This window comes from Carbonatibacter coralli, assembly GCF_039592655.1.
GTDB classification, from domain to species: Bacteria; Pseudomonadota; Alphaproteobacteria; order Kiloniellales; family Kiloniellaceae; genus Carbonatibacter; species Carbonatibacter coralli.
Window position 1 is genome coordinate 355,126 of record NZ_JBBUTJ010000001.1, and the last position, 15,435, is coordinate 370,560.

General features: G+C 55.0%; 13 protein-coding genes. 8 read left to right on the forward strand and 5 right to left on the reverse strand.

The window, feature by feature from the left end:
- Positions 1-344 precede the first annotated feature (344 nt).
- The gene (locus tag AAAH10_RS01520) at positions 345-2,063 is read left to right on the forward strand and encodes an ABC transporter permease (RefSeq protein ID WP_343559861.1); all 1,719 of its coding nucleotides are present in this window, start codon (positions 345-347) and stop codon (positions 2,061-2,063) included.
- On the opposite strand, the gene AAAH10_RS01525 is transcribed toward AAAH10_RS01520, so the two are convergent.
- Positions 2,060-2,458, reverse strand: a complete 399-nt coding sequence (locus AAAH10_RS01525; protein ID WP_343559863.1) for a flagellar basal body rod C-terminal domain-containing protein — start codon at positions 2,456-2,458, stop codon at positions 2,060-2,062. The two genes, AAAH10_RS01520 and AAAH10_RS01525, sit on opposite strands and share 4 nt — an antisense overlap.
- Before the next feature lie 389 nt (positions 2,459-2,847).
- Here AAAH10_RS01525 and AAAH10_RS01530 point away from each other — a divergent pair, with 389 nt between their 5' ends.
- On the forward strand, positions 2,848-4,050 hold the full coding sequence (locus tag AAAH10_RS01530) for an efflux RND transporter periplasmic adaptor subunit (RefSeq protein ID WP_343559865.1): 1,203 nt from the start codon (positions 2,848-2,850) through the stop codon (positions 4,048-4,050).
- Entirely contained in the window at positions 4,047-7,232 is a 3,186-nt protein-coding gene (locus AAAH10_RS01535; RefSeq protein WP_343559866.1) for an efflux RND transporter permease subunit, read from the forward strand. The genes AAAH10_RS01530 and AAAH10_RS01535 overlap by 4 nt, the downstream gene beginning before the upstream one ends.
- Positions 7,233-7,322: 90 nt before the next feature.
- Here AAAH10_RS01535 and AAAH10_RS01540 read toward each other — a convergent pair whose 3' ends face one another.
- The 4 genes from AAAH10_RS01540 to AAAH10_RS01555 form a co-directional block, all read right to left on the reverse strand.
- Positions 7,323-7,949, reverse strand: coding sequence for a CDP-alcohol phosphatidyltransferase family protein (locus tag AAAH10_RS01540; protein WP_343559867.1), 627 nt, complete (start codon positions 7,947-7,949; stop codon positions 7,323-7,325).
- 32 nt (positions 7,950-7,981) lie between these two features.
- Entirely contained in the window at positions 7,982-8,812 is an 831-nt protein-coding gene (locus AAAH10_RS01545; protein WP_343559868.1) for a CDP-alcohol phosphatidyltransferase family protein, read from the reverse strand.
- A gap of 2 nt (positions 8,813-8,814) precedes the next feature.
- Positions 8,815-9,525, reverse strand: a complete 711-nt coding sequence (locus AAAH10_RS01550) for a phosphatidylserine decarboxylase (protein WP_343559870.1) — start codon at positions 9,523-9,525, stop codon at positions 8,815-8,817.
- Positions 9,526-9,729: 204 nt separating this feature from the next.
- Positions 9,730-10,932 (reverse strand): LysM peptidoglycan-binding domain-containing protein, encoded by a 1,203-nt coding sequence (locus AAAH10_RS01555; RefSeq protein ID WP_343559872.1) that lies wholly within the window; start codon positions 10,930-10,932, stop codon positions 9,730-9,732.
- 224 nt (positions 10,933-11,156) lie between these two features.
- On the opposite strand from AAAH10_RS01555, the gene AAAH10_RS01560 reads away from it, so the two are divergent.
- The 5 genes from AAAH10_RS01560 (at position 11,157) to AAAH10_RS01580 (ending at position 15,405) form a co-directional block, all read left to right on the forward strand.
- Positions 11,157-11,741, forward strand: coding sequence for an LOG family protein (locus AAAH10_RS01560; RefSeq protein WP_343559874.1), 585 nt, complete (start codon positions 11,157-11,159; stop codon positions 11,739-11,741).
- A gap of 184 nt (positions 11,742-11,925) precedes the next feature.
- A complete protein-coding gene (locus tag AAAH10_RS01565; RefSeq protein WP_343559876.1) occupies positions 11,926-13,140 on the forward strand; it encodes an NADP-dependent isocitrate dehydrogenase in 1,215 nt (404 codons plus the stop codon).
- Positions 13,141-13,168: 28 nt separating this feature from the next.
- Positions 13,169-13,729 carry a peptidylprolyl isomerase gene (locus AAAH10_RS01570; RefSeq protein WP_343559878.1) on the forward strand — a complete coding sequence of 187 codons (561 nt, stop codon included), beginning with the start codon at positions 13,169-13,171 and terminating at the stop codon, positions 13,727-13,729.
- A 149-nt stretch (positions 13,730-13,878) separates the two neighbouring features.
- The gene (locus AAAH10_RS01575; protein WP_343561313.1) at positions 13,879-14,364 is read left to right on the forward strand and encodes a peptidylprolyl isomerase; all 486 of its coding nucleotides are present in this window, start codon (positions 13,879-13,881) and stop codon (positions 14,362-14,364) included.
- A 189-nt stretch (positions 14,365-14,553) separates the two neighbouring features.
- On the forward strand, positions 14,554-15,405 hold the full coding sequence (locus AAAH10_RS01580; protein WP_343559879.1) for a mechanosensitive ion channel family protein: 852 nt from the start codon (positions 14,554-14,556) through the stop codon (positions 15,403-15,405).
- The last annotated feature ends 30 nt before the right edge of the window (positions 15,406-15,435 follow it).

Below are 15,435 nucleotides of genomic sequence, written 5' to 3' on the forward strand. Positions count from 1 at the left end.
TCTTACCTGAGGCGCACTATCTGTAAAAAGAATCCCGTTTTCTCTCTATTCAAATACATCTTTGTTTTCATAAGCTTACAACCTGGACCAGACTTTATCCGAAAGAGGGTCAAGCTTTTTGCCCCTTTTAAAATTCTCCATGCTCCCGGAATCTTTACCGTAAAATTAACCTTGAGACCCTCTGCGAACGATTGACAGAAGACCCATGACAGAGGCAAAACCTTTTTGATAATGCCACGCATAATCACATCCGAGGCCGGATGATGATGAATGGAACCAAACAAAGGCACAGCAGGGCTGGTGAAACACCGTCTTCAGTCCGCTTTTCTGGAGAGCGTTTTTTCTTGTCGCAGATCTCTGAGATACAACAGAACAAAGAGAAGAGCTTCCCGGTCAGGAGGTTCAGTCCGTCCCTCACCGGTTTGTCCTTTCTGATTGCCCTGCTTTTTGTCTTTCCCGTGATTGTCGTGACCTCCACGGCCTTTCAGTCGTCCGGCGAGCTGTGGCATCACCTGATTTCGACAGTTCTGACCGACTACATTGTCACGACCCTGCTTCTTGCCATCGGCGTTGCACTGATCGTCGCCATTGTCGGAACAGGCACGGCATGGCTTGTGACCATGTGCAAATTCCCCGGCGTCCGCTTTTTTGAATGGGCCCTGATCCTGCCCATGGCTGTCCCGGCCTACGTGATGGCCTATACCTATACAGACTTTTTACAGGTCAGTGGCCCTGTCCAGTCGCTGATCAGGGAACTGGCAGGCCTGAGCTACGGAGAATACTGGTTTCCGGAAATCCGTTCTCTTGGTGGAGCCACCATCATGCTGGGCTTTGTTCTGTACCCCTACGTCTACATGCTGGCCCGGGCGACCTTCAACGAGCAGTCCATCTGTGCACTGGAGGTCAGCCGAACCCTTGGAGCCGGCCCTTTCCGGACTTTCTTCAGGGTTGCCCTGCCTCTGGCCCGCCCCGGCATTCTGGCCGGCACGGCACTGGCCCTGATGGAAACACTGGCCGATTTCGGAACGGTCTCCTTCTTCGGCATCCAGACCTTCACAACCGGTATCGTCAACGCCTGGCTCAGTTTTGGTGATCTGGACGCAGCAAGACAACTTGCCACCTGTCTGCTGGTCTTCGTCTTCATGGTCATTACACTGGAACGCCTGTCCAGGCGCAAGGCACGCTACCACCACGCCACAAACCGCTATCAAACCCTGCCCGACTACAGGCTTTCACCCCTTCAGGCCCTTCTGGCCTTTCTGGCCTGTTTCATCCCTCTGCTGATCGGTTTCATTGTCCCGGCACTCATCTTGATTGCCATGAGCTTCCAGCTCGGGGATGCCCAGTTTGGCCCGAAGTTTTTCACTCTGGCAGGCAACAGCTTCACAATTGCGGCGATCACTGCTGTTGCAGCCGTTCTTCTGGCCCTGCCTCTGGTTTATGCCCAGCGTCTGACCCCCGGTCTGATGATCAGTCTGACCAACCGGATGGCTTCCATGGGCTATGCCATTCCGGGAACCGTTGTTGCTCTTGGTGTCCTCTTCCCCCTTGCGGCCTTTGACAACGCCCTTGCCTCCTGGACCAAAGAAAACTTCGGTTTTTCAACGGGCCTGCTCCTGACCGGAAGTGTCGCTGCGCTGGTTTTTGCCTATCTGGTTCGCTTCATGGCGGCTTCAATCCAGACACTGGAAAGCGGCCTCCAGAAAATCAGACCCTCCATGGAAGACGCCTCCCGCACCCTCGGTATGGGCAAGTACGCAACCCTCTGGCACGTGCATATGCCCATGATGAAAGGCAGCCTTCTGACAGCCGGTCTCATGGTTTTTGTCGATGTCATGAAGGAATTGCCTGCCACACTGGTCATGCGCCCGTTCAACTTCGACACGCTGGCGGTCCAGGCCTACAATCTGGCTTCGGATGAGCGTCTGTCTGAATCATCGACAGCATCACTGACAATTGTTCTGGTTGGACTGCTTCCAACCATTCTGCTCAGCCGGGCAATTTCCAAAAGCCGGGCCGGCAACGGAGAAACAGCAAAGAGCAAAGGAAGAGAGGAGCCTTAATCCTCTTCGTCCCGGCGGCCCACAGTGTCCAGAAGCGTATCGGAGAGTTCATCAAAGGTACGAACCACGGCTGCATTCGCCTTGTAGGCAGTAGAGGCAACCTTCAAATCGACGATTTCCTGCTCGAGGGAAACATTGCTCTGTGCCTCAATTCCGGAAGCACCAGCCAAACCGCCGGAAAGACCTTGCGGAACCGGGCGACCTTCTCTCAGGCGGACATCGGCGCTCACACCACCGTTCACACCGGAAACCGCTTCAACCCTGGAAGGACGGAACGGCACAAGATCCGGCAGGGCCGAGGACTCAACAGAGCGCACATTCACAATGTTGTTCGCAGCAACAGAGGCACGAACAGCATTGGTCTGAAGTCCTGAAACGGGAATGTCAAAGCGCATCCTGCTGTCTCTCTTCCTTCCTGGAAGCCGGAATTCCACCTTGGAATCCTGTGGCAAGACACCAACTATGGATGAAAGCCCGTTCAAAGGCAAATAAAGGTATTTCTCTCAAATTTGAACCTTTTGCCCCCTTTCAACGTTCAGAGAATAGAGGCCGCCAATCCATCAGGATGGCAGGCCGGAGCAGGGTCGTTACCTTTTGGTCACCCTGCTTATGCGAATGTCTCGTTGCAGCTATGCATCCATAGGCTTTTTCTTGTTCATGCCGTACTATGAACATAGAGTGGCTGTGAAATGTTATCCGTGTCAGATCACTCGCAACGTCTCCAACGGTCTGACACGCGGGAGCAGCCCTGAAGATGCTGCATGGGAAGTAACAGGATAAACACATGAAAAAATCCTATTTAACAGCTTTCATTCTGGCAGCTGGAACAGCGGTCTGGGTTCTTTCCGGGCAGGTTGGAACCGGCAGTGACCAAACTGCGGACGACCAGACCGGCGACAGTGAAGAGCAGGTCATTCCTGTCTCCAAGCCCCCTGTTGACCTGACACTGGAAAACGAAATCCAGTCTGTCAGGGTCAGCCCGTTCCTCGCCCAGGACTACAGCAGATCAATCTCGCTGAGAGGTCAAAGCGAGGCCCTCCGGTCTGTATCGGTCAAATCGGAAGTCCAGGGCAACATCGAGGAGCTTCCCTTCGAAAAAGGCGCTTTCGTCAAGGCAGGGGATGTCATCGCCCGGGTCGAGATCAACGACAAACGCGCCAGAATCGAGGAAGCCAAAGCCCTCCTCGCCCAGAGAACAATCGAGTATGAAGCCGCCAAGCGCCTGTCCAAAAAAGGCTTCAAGGCCGAAACACAGCTGGCAGCCAACAAGGCCGAACTGGAAGCCGCCCGCGCCAATCTTCGCCGTATGGAAATTGATCTGGCAAAGACACAGATCAAGGCGCCCTTTGACGGTATCCTGAACTCCCGCCCTGTTGAAATCGGCACCTATCTGGATACAGGCGACGAGCTTGGTGTCATTGTTGATCTGTCTTCGATACTGGTTTCTGCTGAAATCAACGAGAAACTGGTTTCCAGCCTCTCCGTTGGGGATCACGCAGAGGTTCACCTCTCATCCGGTCAGCGTGCTGTTGGCGAGGTTCGCTTTATTGCAGCAAGGGCAAATCCCGATACACGCACATTCCGGATCGAGGTGATCGTGCCCAATCCGGATTATTCCATTGCCGATGGTGTCACTGCCGAACTTTCCATTCAAATGGCTGCGCGCAAGGCCCATCTTGTTTCCCCGGGAATTCTGACCATCCGTGATGACGGACAGGTCGGCGTTTTCACACTGAAACAGGACAACACAGTGGAATTTGTTCCAGCGGACATTCTTGAAAGCACAACAGACGGCCTGTGGCTCAGCAACCTGCCGGACGATGCCGTTCTGGTTACTGTTGGCCAGGAATTCGTCCTCGACGGACAGAAGGTCCTGCCTGTTGATGCCAAAACCCTGCAGCCCTTTGAACAGAGTGCAGCCGGCCTTGAGCAAAATGCCGACCGCTCCTCCAGTGCGCAGGTGAACCCGGCGGAGCAACCCTCATGAACACCCTTATTGCAGCGGCCATTCATCACTCCCGGACTGTCCTGACTTCCCTGCTCCTGATCCTCATCAGCGGAACGATCTCCTACATCACCATTCCCAAGGAAGACACACCGGACATCAACGTTCCCTTCATCTATGTCAGCATGCACTATGAAGGCATTTCCCCTGCTGATTCCGAACGCCTCCTGCTCAAACCAATGGAGCAGGAACTGAAGGATATTGAAGGCGTGAAGGAGATGACATCAACAGCCTATCAGGGTGGCGGCAACGTCACGATGGAATTTGACGCAGGCTTTGATGTCGATATCGCACTGGCCAATGTCCGTGAAAAGGTCGACATCGCCAAGGCCGAGCTGCCCGAGGATGCCGACGAGCCGACTGTCAACGAGGTCAACCTGAGCCTCTTCCCCATTCTCGTGGTCAACCTGTCGGGCGAGCTCCCGCAGCGCACACTGCTGCAGGCCGCCAATCGTCTCCAGGACAAGATCGAGGGGATCCAGACCGTTCTGGAAGCCAAGATTGTCGGCGAACGGGAAGATCTGGTTGAACTGGTTGTCGATCCGCTGGCCCTTGAAAGTTACAATCTGGATGCCTCTGCCATTGTCGATGCCATTTCCCGTTCCAACATTGTCGTTGCTGCAGGGTCACTGGACACAGGGCAGGGACGCTTTACCATTCAGGTTCCCGGCCTTTTCGAAGGACCTGAAGACATTCTGAACATGCCGGTCAAGTCCGATGGCGATGCTGTTGTCAGCGTCAGGGACATTGCCTCGCTGCGCAAGACCTTCAAGGATGCGGAAGATTATGCACGCGTCAACGGACAGGGTGCAGTCACTCTGGAAATCTCGAAACGGACCGGCACCAACATCATTGAAACCATTGATCAAGTTCGCGCTGCTGTCATGGAAGAAAGCGCACAGTGGCCGGATGCCATTCAGGTCAGCTTTTCCCAGGACCAGTCAACACAGATCAAGACCATGCTGCTGGATCTGCAGAACAATGTGGCATCGGCCATCATTCTCGTTCTGATCGTCGTGGTCGCGGCCCTGGGTGTTCGCTCCGGCCTGCTGGTCGGTCTCGCCATCCCCGGTTCCTTTCTGACAGGCATCCTGCTGCTCAATGCCTTTGGCCTGACCGTGAACATGGTTGTGCTGTTCAGCCTGATTCTGGCTGTCGGGATGCTGGTCGACGGCGCCATTGTGGTGACAGAGCTGGCCGACCGGAAAATGAGCGAGGGCCTGCATCGTCGTGAGGCCTACAAGATCGCGGGCCAGCGTATGGCCTGGCCGATTATCGCAGCGACACTGACAACCCTTGCTGCCTTCGCCCCGCTGCTGTTCTGGCCGGGCACTGTTGGCGAGTTTATGAGATACATGCCGATCACCCTGATCATGACGCTCTCTGCCTCTCTGGTCATGGCCCTGATTGCCGTACCAACCCTGGGCAGCCTGATCGGCAAACCGGGGGGAGCCGCAGATCCGAAGGTGATGGCCAATCTGGCCGCTTCGGAAAGCGGAGACCTGACGTCTCTGTCCGGCCCGACCGGCCTTTATGTTCGCACCCTGAAAAAGGCCCTGAACTATCCGGGACTGGTGGTTCTGACAACGGTCGGTATCCTTTTTGCCTCCTTCACGCTCTACGGGCAGTTCGGCAAGGGCATCGAGTTCTTCCCCGAAGTCGATCCGGACCGGATGGCCGTCCAGATCAGGGCACAGGGCAACATGTCGCTGAACGAAAAGGATTCACTGGTTGCCGAGGTCGAGAAGGTGATTCTCGACATGCAGCGCGAGGACGGAGAGTTCCACAGCATTTACGCAACCTCCTATGCCGACACCCCCTCCGGCAATGATACCCCCGAAGATGTCATTGGCATTATCCAGATCGAGTTTACCGACTGGTTCAATCGCAGAACTGCCAACGAGATCATCGAGGAAATCCGCACACGCACAACAAACCTTGCCGGTATTGCTGTCGAGGCGCGCAAGGAAGAAGGAGGCCCGCCTGTTGGCAAGGCCATCCAGCTGGAGATTTCCTCAAGCACCCCGGAACTGATCTACCCGACCGCACAACGCATTGCCAACAAGCTTCATGAAACGGAAGGCCTTGTCGAAATTGAGGATGGTCTGCCTCTTCCCGGGATTGAATGGCGCCTGAACGTGGACCGCGCACAGGCCGCAAAGTTTAACGCCGACATTGCCCTCATTGGCAGCTACGTCCGCATGCTGACAAACGGCATGAAGGTTGGAACCTACCGCCCTGATGACAATGACGAGGAAGTTGATCTGGTCGTGCGTCTGCCGGAAGACAAACGCAATCTCGAGCACATGGATCAGATCAAGATTCAAACCAACACCGGCCTGATCCCGCTTTCCAACTTCGTCAAACGCGAAGCCGTGCCAAAGATTTCCCTGATCAACCGCATTGATGCGAAGCGCACTGTGACTGTCAAAGCAGATGTGGCACCGGGCGTTCTGGCCGACAATGTCGTCACGGACCTGCAAGCCTGGGCAGAAACGCAGGAATGGGACCCGAGGGTCAGCATCACCTTCAAGGGTGAAAACGAGGAACAGGAAGCCGCACAGGCCTTCCTTGGCAAGGCCTTTGGCATTGCCCTGTTCCTGATTGCGATCATTCTGGTCACCCAGTTCAACAGCTTCTACAGTGCCGCCCTGATTCTGTCCGCGGTGATCATGTCCACAGCCGGTGTCATGCTGGGGCTTTTGATCATCCAGCAACCTTTCAGCATTATCATGTCGGGGATCGGTGTCATCGCTCTGGCGGGGATTGTCGTCAACAACAACATTGTCCTGATCGACACCCATGATCGCATGAACAAGCTTTTCAAGGACCCGGCCGAGGCCATCCTGAGAACTGGTGCCCAGCGCCTTCGTCCTGTCATGCTGACAACGATCACCACCATTCTGGGCCTGATGCCCATGGTTCTGTCCATGAACATCGACCTGATCAACCGCAATGTCATGATCGGGGCGCCTTCGACCCAATGGTGGACGCAGCTCTCGACAGCCATTGCCGCCGGGCTGTGCTTTGCAACAGTGCTGACACTGATCGTTACACCCTGCGCCCTGATGCTGCGGGTGAAGTTCAGAAACTTCATCTCCCGCATAGGCAGGAAGAAAAAACAGCCTCCATCGGAAACAGAGGCTGCTGAACCTGCCGAATAGGGTCCCTCCTTCCTGTCACGGGAAACGGAAAAAGGCTCTGATCCTTTCACACGGATCAGAGCCTTTTACTTTTTGGGAAGGATCGCCTGCCTAATCCCTGAAGGCATCAAAGGCAGCATGGATACGAAAGGCGGTCGTCATCCAGCACAGTGTTCCGAAAATCCAGGCCATGACAGCAAAGTACTGAGGCAGGGCACAGGCCAGCAGCAGGAACGCAATTGTTTCGGCGCCCTCGGTTAATCCCCCGAGGTAATAGATGCTCTTCTTGCCTCTGATCTCCGTTGAAATCCCGCGTTTTGCAGCCAGGATTGCAAAGGCCAGAAAGGAGCATCCTGTCCCGATAAAGGCGTAGATCAGAAAGGCTCCAGCCAGAGCATTGGCTTCCGGAGCATAGAGTATCAACCCGAAGACGGCTCCTGAATAGAACAGGAAATCCAGCGTGATATCCAGATAGCCCCCAAGGTCTGTCTGGTAGCTGCCTCCATCCGGTTTCACAGCACGCGCAACGGCACCGTCGAGCCCGTCAAAACAGCGATTGAGCAGAATGCAGACAAAGGCCAGCCATTGCAGCTGGTATGCCAGAAGGGGAATGCTCAGCATCCCGATGACAAAACCGGTCCAGGTGATCTGATTGGGTGTCACGCCCATCCGGGCCAGTCTGCTGCCAAGCCTGTTGAGGGGAGGATCAATAATCCTGCGCAAAGAGGCGTCAAACAAAACTCACCCTCCCCTGATCCGGACAGACAAACCTAGGAATTGTCTTCGGGGTCGTCATCAACAGACCCGTCTGGCTGTGAACGGGCTTTCTGCCGTTCTTTCTGTGCTTCCATCTTGCGGATCATGGTCCGGAAAGAGAACTGGGCCAGAATGATGCTGACACCGTAACCGATCCCTGCAAGAGCAAGGGCAATCCAGGGTGTGGACAACAGGAAAGCCCCGTAGGCTGCGATGGCAACCATCACCAGTCCGACAAATTTGCGGGGGATGTGGATGCGCTTGGAGGAAAAGGTTGGCAGGGTACAGACAAACAGGGCTCCAACTGCAACGAACAGAGCACCGTTCAGGATCTCGTTGCGCCAGAAGGCATCGCCCATTTCAAAGCTCAGCACCATGGGCACAAGCATCAGACCGGCACCACCGGGGGCCGGCACGCCCACGAAAAACTTCGTGGCCCAGACCGGAGGATTCTCGTCAATCAGCCCCGTGTTGAAACGTGCCAGACGCATGGCGCAGCAAATGGCAAAGAGAATTGCCAGAGCCCAGGCAAAACCACCGGCATCCGGCAGAGCCCAGAGATAGACCACCAGCGCCGGAGCCACACCAAAGTTCACGAAATCGGCAAGAGAGTCCAGCTGGGCCCCGAATTCACTCTGGGCTTTCAGAAGACGGGCCGCCGGACCATCAAGACCATCGGTCACCATTGCCACGACAATACCAAGAACAGCCAGTTCCCAGTTTTGCTCCAGCGCGGCACGAATGGACGACAGGCCCGCACACAAACCCAGCAGGGTCAGACTGTTGGGAACCAGACGGGCAATGGACAAACCGCGAAGGCGTTTTTTACGGGCACGTCGTCTCATGATCAGCGCGCCTCGGCGTTGCGCTGGTCTTCATCGGAATTCAGATCGGCAATGACGGTCTCACCACCGATCATGCGTTGGCCGACAGCGACGAAAGGCTCTGTTCCCTTCGGCAGATACACATCGGTACGGCTTCCGAAACGGATCAGGCCAAAGCGCTCACCGGCCCTGACATTCTGGCCAATATGCAGCCAGTTCAGAATACGGCGCGCAATCAGGCCCGCGATCTGGACAAAGGCGACTTCCTTGCCATCCTCGGTTTCCATCTTCACGGACATGCGCTCGTTTTCTTCAGAGGCCTTGTCCAGTGCAGCGTTCAGAAACTTGCCGTGGTGGTAAACAGTTTCGGTGATACGGCCATCTGTTGGAACACGGTTCACATGAACATCAAAAACACTCAGAAAGATGGAAATCCGTGTTCTTGGCTCGCTTCCCATTTCCAGTTCAGCGGGTGGCACCGCGGTTTCAATTGCGGAAACCACTCCATCGGCAGGGCTGACAACCAGTCCCTTGCGCACAGGTGTCTGGCGCACAGGGTCACGGAAGAAATAGGTACAGAAAGCAGCAACAAGCAGGCCGGGAATGACCAGGGGCTTCCACAGCAGGGCAGCAAAAACAGAAAGAGCCAGAGCTCCGACAATGAAAGGCCAGCCAGCCTTGTTGATTGGAACCAGAACGTGCTTGAGCACTGTTGTCTCCTTTAGAGGTCTCATGAATTCCCTGTCAGACAAAAGAACAGGAAACCGGTCAAAGAACATGACCTGACGCAGATAGGTCGCAGTTGGTGCAACTCAATATAGCATTCGTATCAGTAATGTAAGGAAAAGTGACAGAAACTTAAAGGACAAGCGTCACAGGACAGTCATTTTATGCTGTCGCAATGCCGACCGCGCCTTTTCAAACGGGAAGATATAATTTTATTGCGTATTTCCGGTCTGCTTTGGAACAACAAAAATCTGCCCCGGATAGATCAGATCCGGATCCCTGATCTGCCCCTGATTGCGCTGATAGATAACGGTGTACTGTCCACCCTCTCCGTAAATGCGCCGGGAAATACGCCACAGACTGTTTCCGGGCTGAACCTTTACAACGCGTTCGTTCTCACTGACTTCGATGGAAGGTGAACGGGAGAATGGCAACTCGACACGCTCAACAACCCTGTCCTGACCTTCAACCTGATCAACACGGAGCTGATGGAGGCCTTCCTCAATCTCCTTCTGTGGCTTGATCGCCCAGCGCCCGTCAGGCCCGACATCTCCTTCGCCAATGAACTCGTTGTCGAGATAGGCAATCACCTTGTCACCGGACTTTGCCTTGCCGGCGATGACAGCCTTGCCCTCTTCGTCATAATCGACCGTATCAACAGCCAGATCACCGCTGCTGACACCTTCACCACTCTCGCCTTCACCGATCACTTCAGGTTCCGCACCGGGCTTCTGAACAACACGGCTGGGTGTGCCATCCTGTTGCTGCGGCACCAGAACCGTCAGGACCTCCTGCTCCGTCTCCCGCTCGGGCACCTCAACGATGGCAACCTGATCGGAAAGATCCTCCCTGCCATCAGCCGAGAGGCTTTTCAGAGTCAGCTCATGTGTTCCGGGTTCAAGTCTCCCCTCCAGCACAAAAACCCATTGCCCGTTTGCATCCGCTTCAATTTCGCCGATGATCCTGTCACCATCAATAATCCGGACCAGTTCACCGGGACGCGTCCGCCCGGCGATGACAACCTCACCGGTCCGATCGACGCGCACGACATCAAAAGCCGGCAGACCGTCATCCTCCGTCACCGGTTCTACGGACTGGCTGACGACTTCAGCCTCCACGCCCGGCTCTGCCGAAGTCACAGCCCCGGACTTTTCCGGGCTGTCAATCTGCGGCTCCCCGCTCCCGTTACCGGAAGAATCTGAGCTTTCCTCTGCAGGCGCAATATCATCTTCAGAACTTTCACCGGATGCCCCAAAGCGCGAAGACGGTGACACACGGCTGGCTGTTTCATTGCCGGAGCTGTCCCGGGAAACACTTTGCCGATCTTCGCCACTGTCGCCACCCTGCCAGACAAGGAGCCATCCACCAACAGCAACCACAAGAATAACAAGTATGGCAAAGATCAGGCGAAGCAAAGCGGGCAGATCCCTTTAAAATCAGAAAGAACACAACGTTTTTCGAACTTAATACCTACCATTTCCTCACTGCGCTGAACAGTACACAAAAACGTTTTCTTCCGTGCAGATGCTGCAAATACAAAGCTTTAGGAAAAACTTTCGCAAAAAGCCCTGACAAAGCCCTGTTCCTTTGTGTTAAAAAGACAGACTGATAACAAGAAAAACAGGTAAAAATAATAAAAATGACCGAAATTAACGCACTGTGCGTCTACTGTGGCGCAACTGACTCTGTTGATCCCCTTTTTCTGGATCAAGCCTACTCATTCGGCGCACAACTGGCCCGGAACTCCATTGCACTGGTTTACGGCGGTGGACGCGCCGGCTCCATGGGACGCATCGCCGACGGCGCGCTCTCCGGCAAAGGCCATGTCACCGGTATCATCCCCGACTATCTCGTCGACAAGGAACTGGCCCACACCGGCATCGACGAGCTTGTCCAGGTTGATTCAATGCACACCCGCAAGATGGAGATGTTCAAAAGGGCAGATGCCTTTTGCATCCTGCCGGGAGGCCTTGGAACCCTGGATGAGTTTTTTGAAATCGTCACCTGGAAACAACTGGGCATGCATGACAAGCCTGTCATCCTGCTGAACCAGAACGAGTACTGGACCCCGATGATTTCCTGCCTCAATCACATGGGGAAAACCGGGTTTATTCGCCGCTCCCCGAACGAGATTTTCCACATCGCACAGGATTTTGATCACGTGATGGAACTGCTTGAACTGGCACCGGTCCCGCAGGTCGCTGCCAACACAGCGCGCTTCTGAACGCCAAAGTCTTTGAGCTACGGACTTGCACCCTCCCGCGATCCTGATATCTTGCGGGAGGGTTTAACCTGACGATCTGTTTGTGCAGTCATAAAACAGATCAGGATTGAATGATAAATCAGACATGAACAGCAGATTTCCAATGGGTTGTCTGCACAACAGCAAAAGACGGGAGAACCGATAAATGGCTAAAATCAAAGTCAAAAATCCGATTGTTGAGCTTGACGGCGATGAGATGACACGGATCATCTGGCAAAGAATCAAGGACAAGCTGATCCATCCCTATCTGGATGTCGATCTGAAATACTACGATCTCTCCGTTGAAAAACGCGATGAAACAGACGACCAGATCACCATTGATGCCGCCAACGCCATCAAGGAACACGGTGTCGGCGTCAAGTGTGCGACCATCACCCCTGACGAAGCGCGCGTCGAGGAATTCAGCCTCAAGAAAATGTGGCGTTCTCCCAACGGCACAATCCGCAACATTCTGGGTGGCACCGTTTTCCGTCAGCCGATCATCATGCAGAACGTTCCACGCCTGGTTCCGGGCTGGACACAACCGATTGTTATCGGCCGTCACGCCTTTGGTGATCAGTACCGTGCGACAGACTTCAAGGTTCCCGGCGCAGGCAAGCTGACACTGACCTTCTCCCCTGCTGATGGCGGCGAGCCGATCACTCACGAGGTCTACGACTTCCAGGAGGCAGGTGTCGCAATGGGCATGTACAACCTGGATGATTCCATCCGCGGTTTTGCACGCGCCTGCTTCAACTACGGCCTGGATCTTGGCTGGCCTGTTTACCTCTCCACCAAGAACACCATCCTCAAGGCCTATGACGGCCGCTTCAAGGATCTCTTCCAGGAAGTTTTCGATGCAGAGTTCAAGGACAAGTTTGCAGCCAAGGGCATCATCTACGAACACCGCCTGATCGACGACATGGTCGCAGCCGCCCTGAAATGGAACGGCGGCTTTGTCTGGGCCTGTAAAAACTACGATGGCGACGTTCAGTCCGACACCGTAGCACAGGGCTTTGGCTCCCTCGGCCTGATGACCTCTGTCCTGATGACCCCGGACGGGAAAACTGTCGAGGCAGAAGCGGCACACGGCACGGTGACGCGTCACTACCGCATGCACCAGCAGGGCAAGGACACCTCCACAAACCCGATCGCGTCCATCTTTGCCTGGACACGCGGTCTGAAGTTCCGCGGCAACTTTGATGAAACTCCGGAAGTTGTGGAGTTTGCCGAAACGCTTGAACGCGTCTGTATCGAAACTGTTGAAAACGGCCAGATGACCAAGGATCTGGCCCTGCTCATCGGCCCGGATCAGGCGTGGCTCACAACGGATCAGTTCATGGATGCACTGGATGAAAACCTCCAGAAGGCCATGGCCTGATCACCTTTTTGTCTTACAGGGAAATCCCATGCAATCACTCTTCAAGAGACTTGTGCCTTTTGTGGCAGCACTCGTTACGACACTCGGTCTGCTGTCGACACCGGCAGCAGCTCTGGACCCGGAAAATGCACTGGTCATCGAGCTGAAAAACGGCCGTGTGGTCATTGAAATGCTTCCCGATCTGGCTCCCAATCATGTCGCCCGCATCAAGGAACTGGCGCGCGAGGGCTTCTATGACGGCATCGTTTTCCATCGGGTTATCGACGGCTTTATGGCCCAGACAGGTGACCCGACCGGAACCGGTCGTGGGGGGTCCGGCAAAAATCTTGCTGCCGAGTTCTCCAGAGAGCCCTTTGCACGCGGCATCGTCGGCATGGCGCGCTCGCAAAACCCGAACTCCGGTGACAGCCAGTTCTTCATCATGTTCGACAGGGCAGCCAGCCTGGATGGCCAGTACACTGTCTGGGGCAGGGTTGTTGAAGGCATGGACAAGGTCGACACCATCAAGCGTGGAAGTCGTGCACAGAACGGTGCCGTTTCCGATCCGGACAGGATGCTTTCTGTCAGGGTGCTTGCAGACATTCAGTAATCCCTGAAAAGTCCGGAGCAAAGGCGGGATCGCGATCTGTGATCCCGCCTTTCTCTTTTTCCGGTCTGAGGAATCATGCCTTGCTGCACCTGAATTATGACGCTAACGTGCAGCCGGATTACAACAAGCTTCCGAACAAGGGTAAAACCATGACAGATCACACTCTCGATCCGGAAAACACTCTGGTTATCGACATGAACGCGGGACGCATCACCATCGAGATGTTCCCCCAACTGGCACCAATGCACGTCGCCCGCATCAAGGAACTGGCCCGCGAAGGCTTCTATGACGGCATTGTTTTCCACCGTGTTATCGAAGGCTTCATGGCACAGACCGGTGATCCGACAGGCACAGGTACAGGCGGAAGCGGCAAGAAACTGATTGCCGAGTTCACCGACCAGTCCTTTGAACGCGGCACTGTCGGTATGGCACGCGCCCAGAACCCGAACTCCGGCGACAGCCAGTTCTTTATCATGTTTGCCCCTGCGCCGCACCTGAACGGCCAGTACACTGTCTGGGGACAGGTTGTCGAGGGCATGGACCTTGTTGACGGCATCAAGCGCGGTCTTCCCGGCAGCGGCGTTGTTGACGAGCCGGATCACATGAACAGCGTCAGGGTTCTTGCAGACATCTGATCAAAACGATCAGCACCGAACCGGAGAGGCAACCCCGCAGGGTTGCCTCTTTTTTTGCACAGTGCGCATGGCAGCCATTGAATAAAACTTTATTCTTTTTGAACCCGTTGACTTATAATCGCCGGATCAAACGCTTCCCTGTGTGCAAAGCTGGCGTACAGGAACAGAGAAACAAAGGGACAGATTACAATGGCTGATCACACGCCTGAATTTGTAAAAGAACTGTTGGGTGAACAGTTCGTGGAAACTTCGTTCGGTTTTGCAGTGGATATTGTCACTGCACTTGTCATCCTCATCATCGGTTTCATGATTGCCGGCTTTATCGCAGGGCGCGTCCGCTCCCTGCTGATGCGCTCCGGCAAGATCGACGACACCCTCAGGCCTCTTCTGGTCTCTATCGTCCGCTACACCATTCTGGCCTTTGTGCTGGTGGCTGTTCTCGGACAGTTCGGGGTTGAGACCGCCAGCATTATCGCCGTTCTCGGTGCTGCCGGTCTGGCCATTGGTCTGGCCTTGCAGGGCACGCTGCAGAACGTTGCTGCAGGCGTCATGCTGCTCATCCTGCGCCCGATGAAGGTTGGCGAATATGTTGATGCAGATGGTGTTGCCGGCACGATCAAGGAAATCGGCCTCTTTGTCTCCGAAATGGAAACCATCGACGGTCTGTATCTCTCGGTTCCGAACTCCCGTCTGTGGTCTGCCGTCGTGACCAACTACAGCCGCAACACAACCCGCCGGACCGATCTGGTTGTCGGCATTGGCTACGGGGATGACATTGGCAAAGCGCACGATGCCATCATGGCCGTGATCAAGGCGGATGAGCGTATCTTCACAGATCCGGAGCCTGTCGTACTCAATGCGGCGCTTGGAGAAAGCTCTGTCGATCTGAACATTCGCTACTGGACAAAATCGTCCGACTACTTCCCCTGCCTGAGCGACAACACCCGCGCCGTCAAGGAAGCCCTGGACAAGGCGGGCATCAACATTCCCTATCCGCAACGCGATCTTCACATCGTTTCGGATGTCCGCGCAGCCCGGTAAACCAACGCTGCAACCAGCCAGACAAAAAAC

Bases quoted from the DNA above. Each gene is read 5' to 3' on its own strand.
- AAAH10_RS01560 (WP_343559874.1), top strand. From the start codon at position 11,157: ATGACCGAAATTAACGCACTGTGCGTCTACTGTGGCGCAACTGACTCT.
- AAAH10_RS01565 (WP_343559876.1), top strand. From the start codon at position 11,926: ATGGCTAAAATCAAAGTCAAAAATCCGATTGTTGAGCTTGACGGCGAT.
- AAAH10_RS01525 (WP_343559863.1), bottom strand. From the start codon at position 2,458: ATGCGCTTTGACATTCCCGTTTCAGGACTTCAGACCAATGCTGTTCGT.
- AAAH10_RS01550 (WP_343559870.1), bottom strand. From the start codon at position 9,525: ATGAGACCTCTAAAGGAGACAACAGTGCTCAAGCACGTTCTGGTTCCA.
- AAAH10_RS01545 (WP_343559868.1), bottom strand. From the start codon at position 8,812: ATGAGACGACGTGCCCGTAAAAAACGCCTTCGCGGTTTGTCCATTGCC.
- AAAH10_RS01530 (WP_343559865.1), top strand. From the start codon at position 2,848: ATGAAAAAATCCTATTTAACAGCTTTCATTCTGGCAGCTGGAACAGCG.
- AAAH10_RS01580 (WP_343559879.1), top strand. From the start codon at position 14,554: ATGGCTGATCACACGCCTGAATTTGTAAAAGAACTGTTGGGTGAACAG.
- AAAH10_RS01535 (WP_343559866.1), top strand. From the start codon at position 4,047: ATGAACACCCTTATTGCAGCGGCCATTCATCACTCCCGGACTGTCCTG.
- AAAH10_RS01575 (WP_343561313.1), top strand. From the start codon at position 13,879: ATGACAGATCACACTCTCGATCCGGAAAACACTCTGGTTATCGACATG.
- AAAH10_RS01570 (WP_343559878.1), top strand. From the start codon at position 13,169: ATGCAATCACTCTTCAAGAGACTTGTGCCTTTTGTGGCAGCACTCGTT.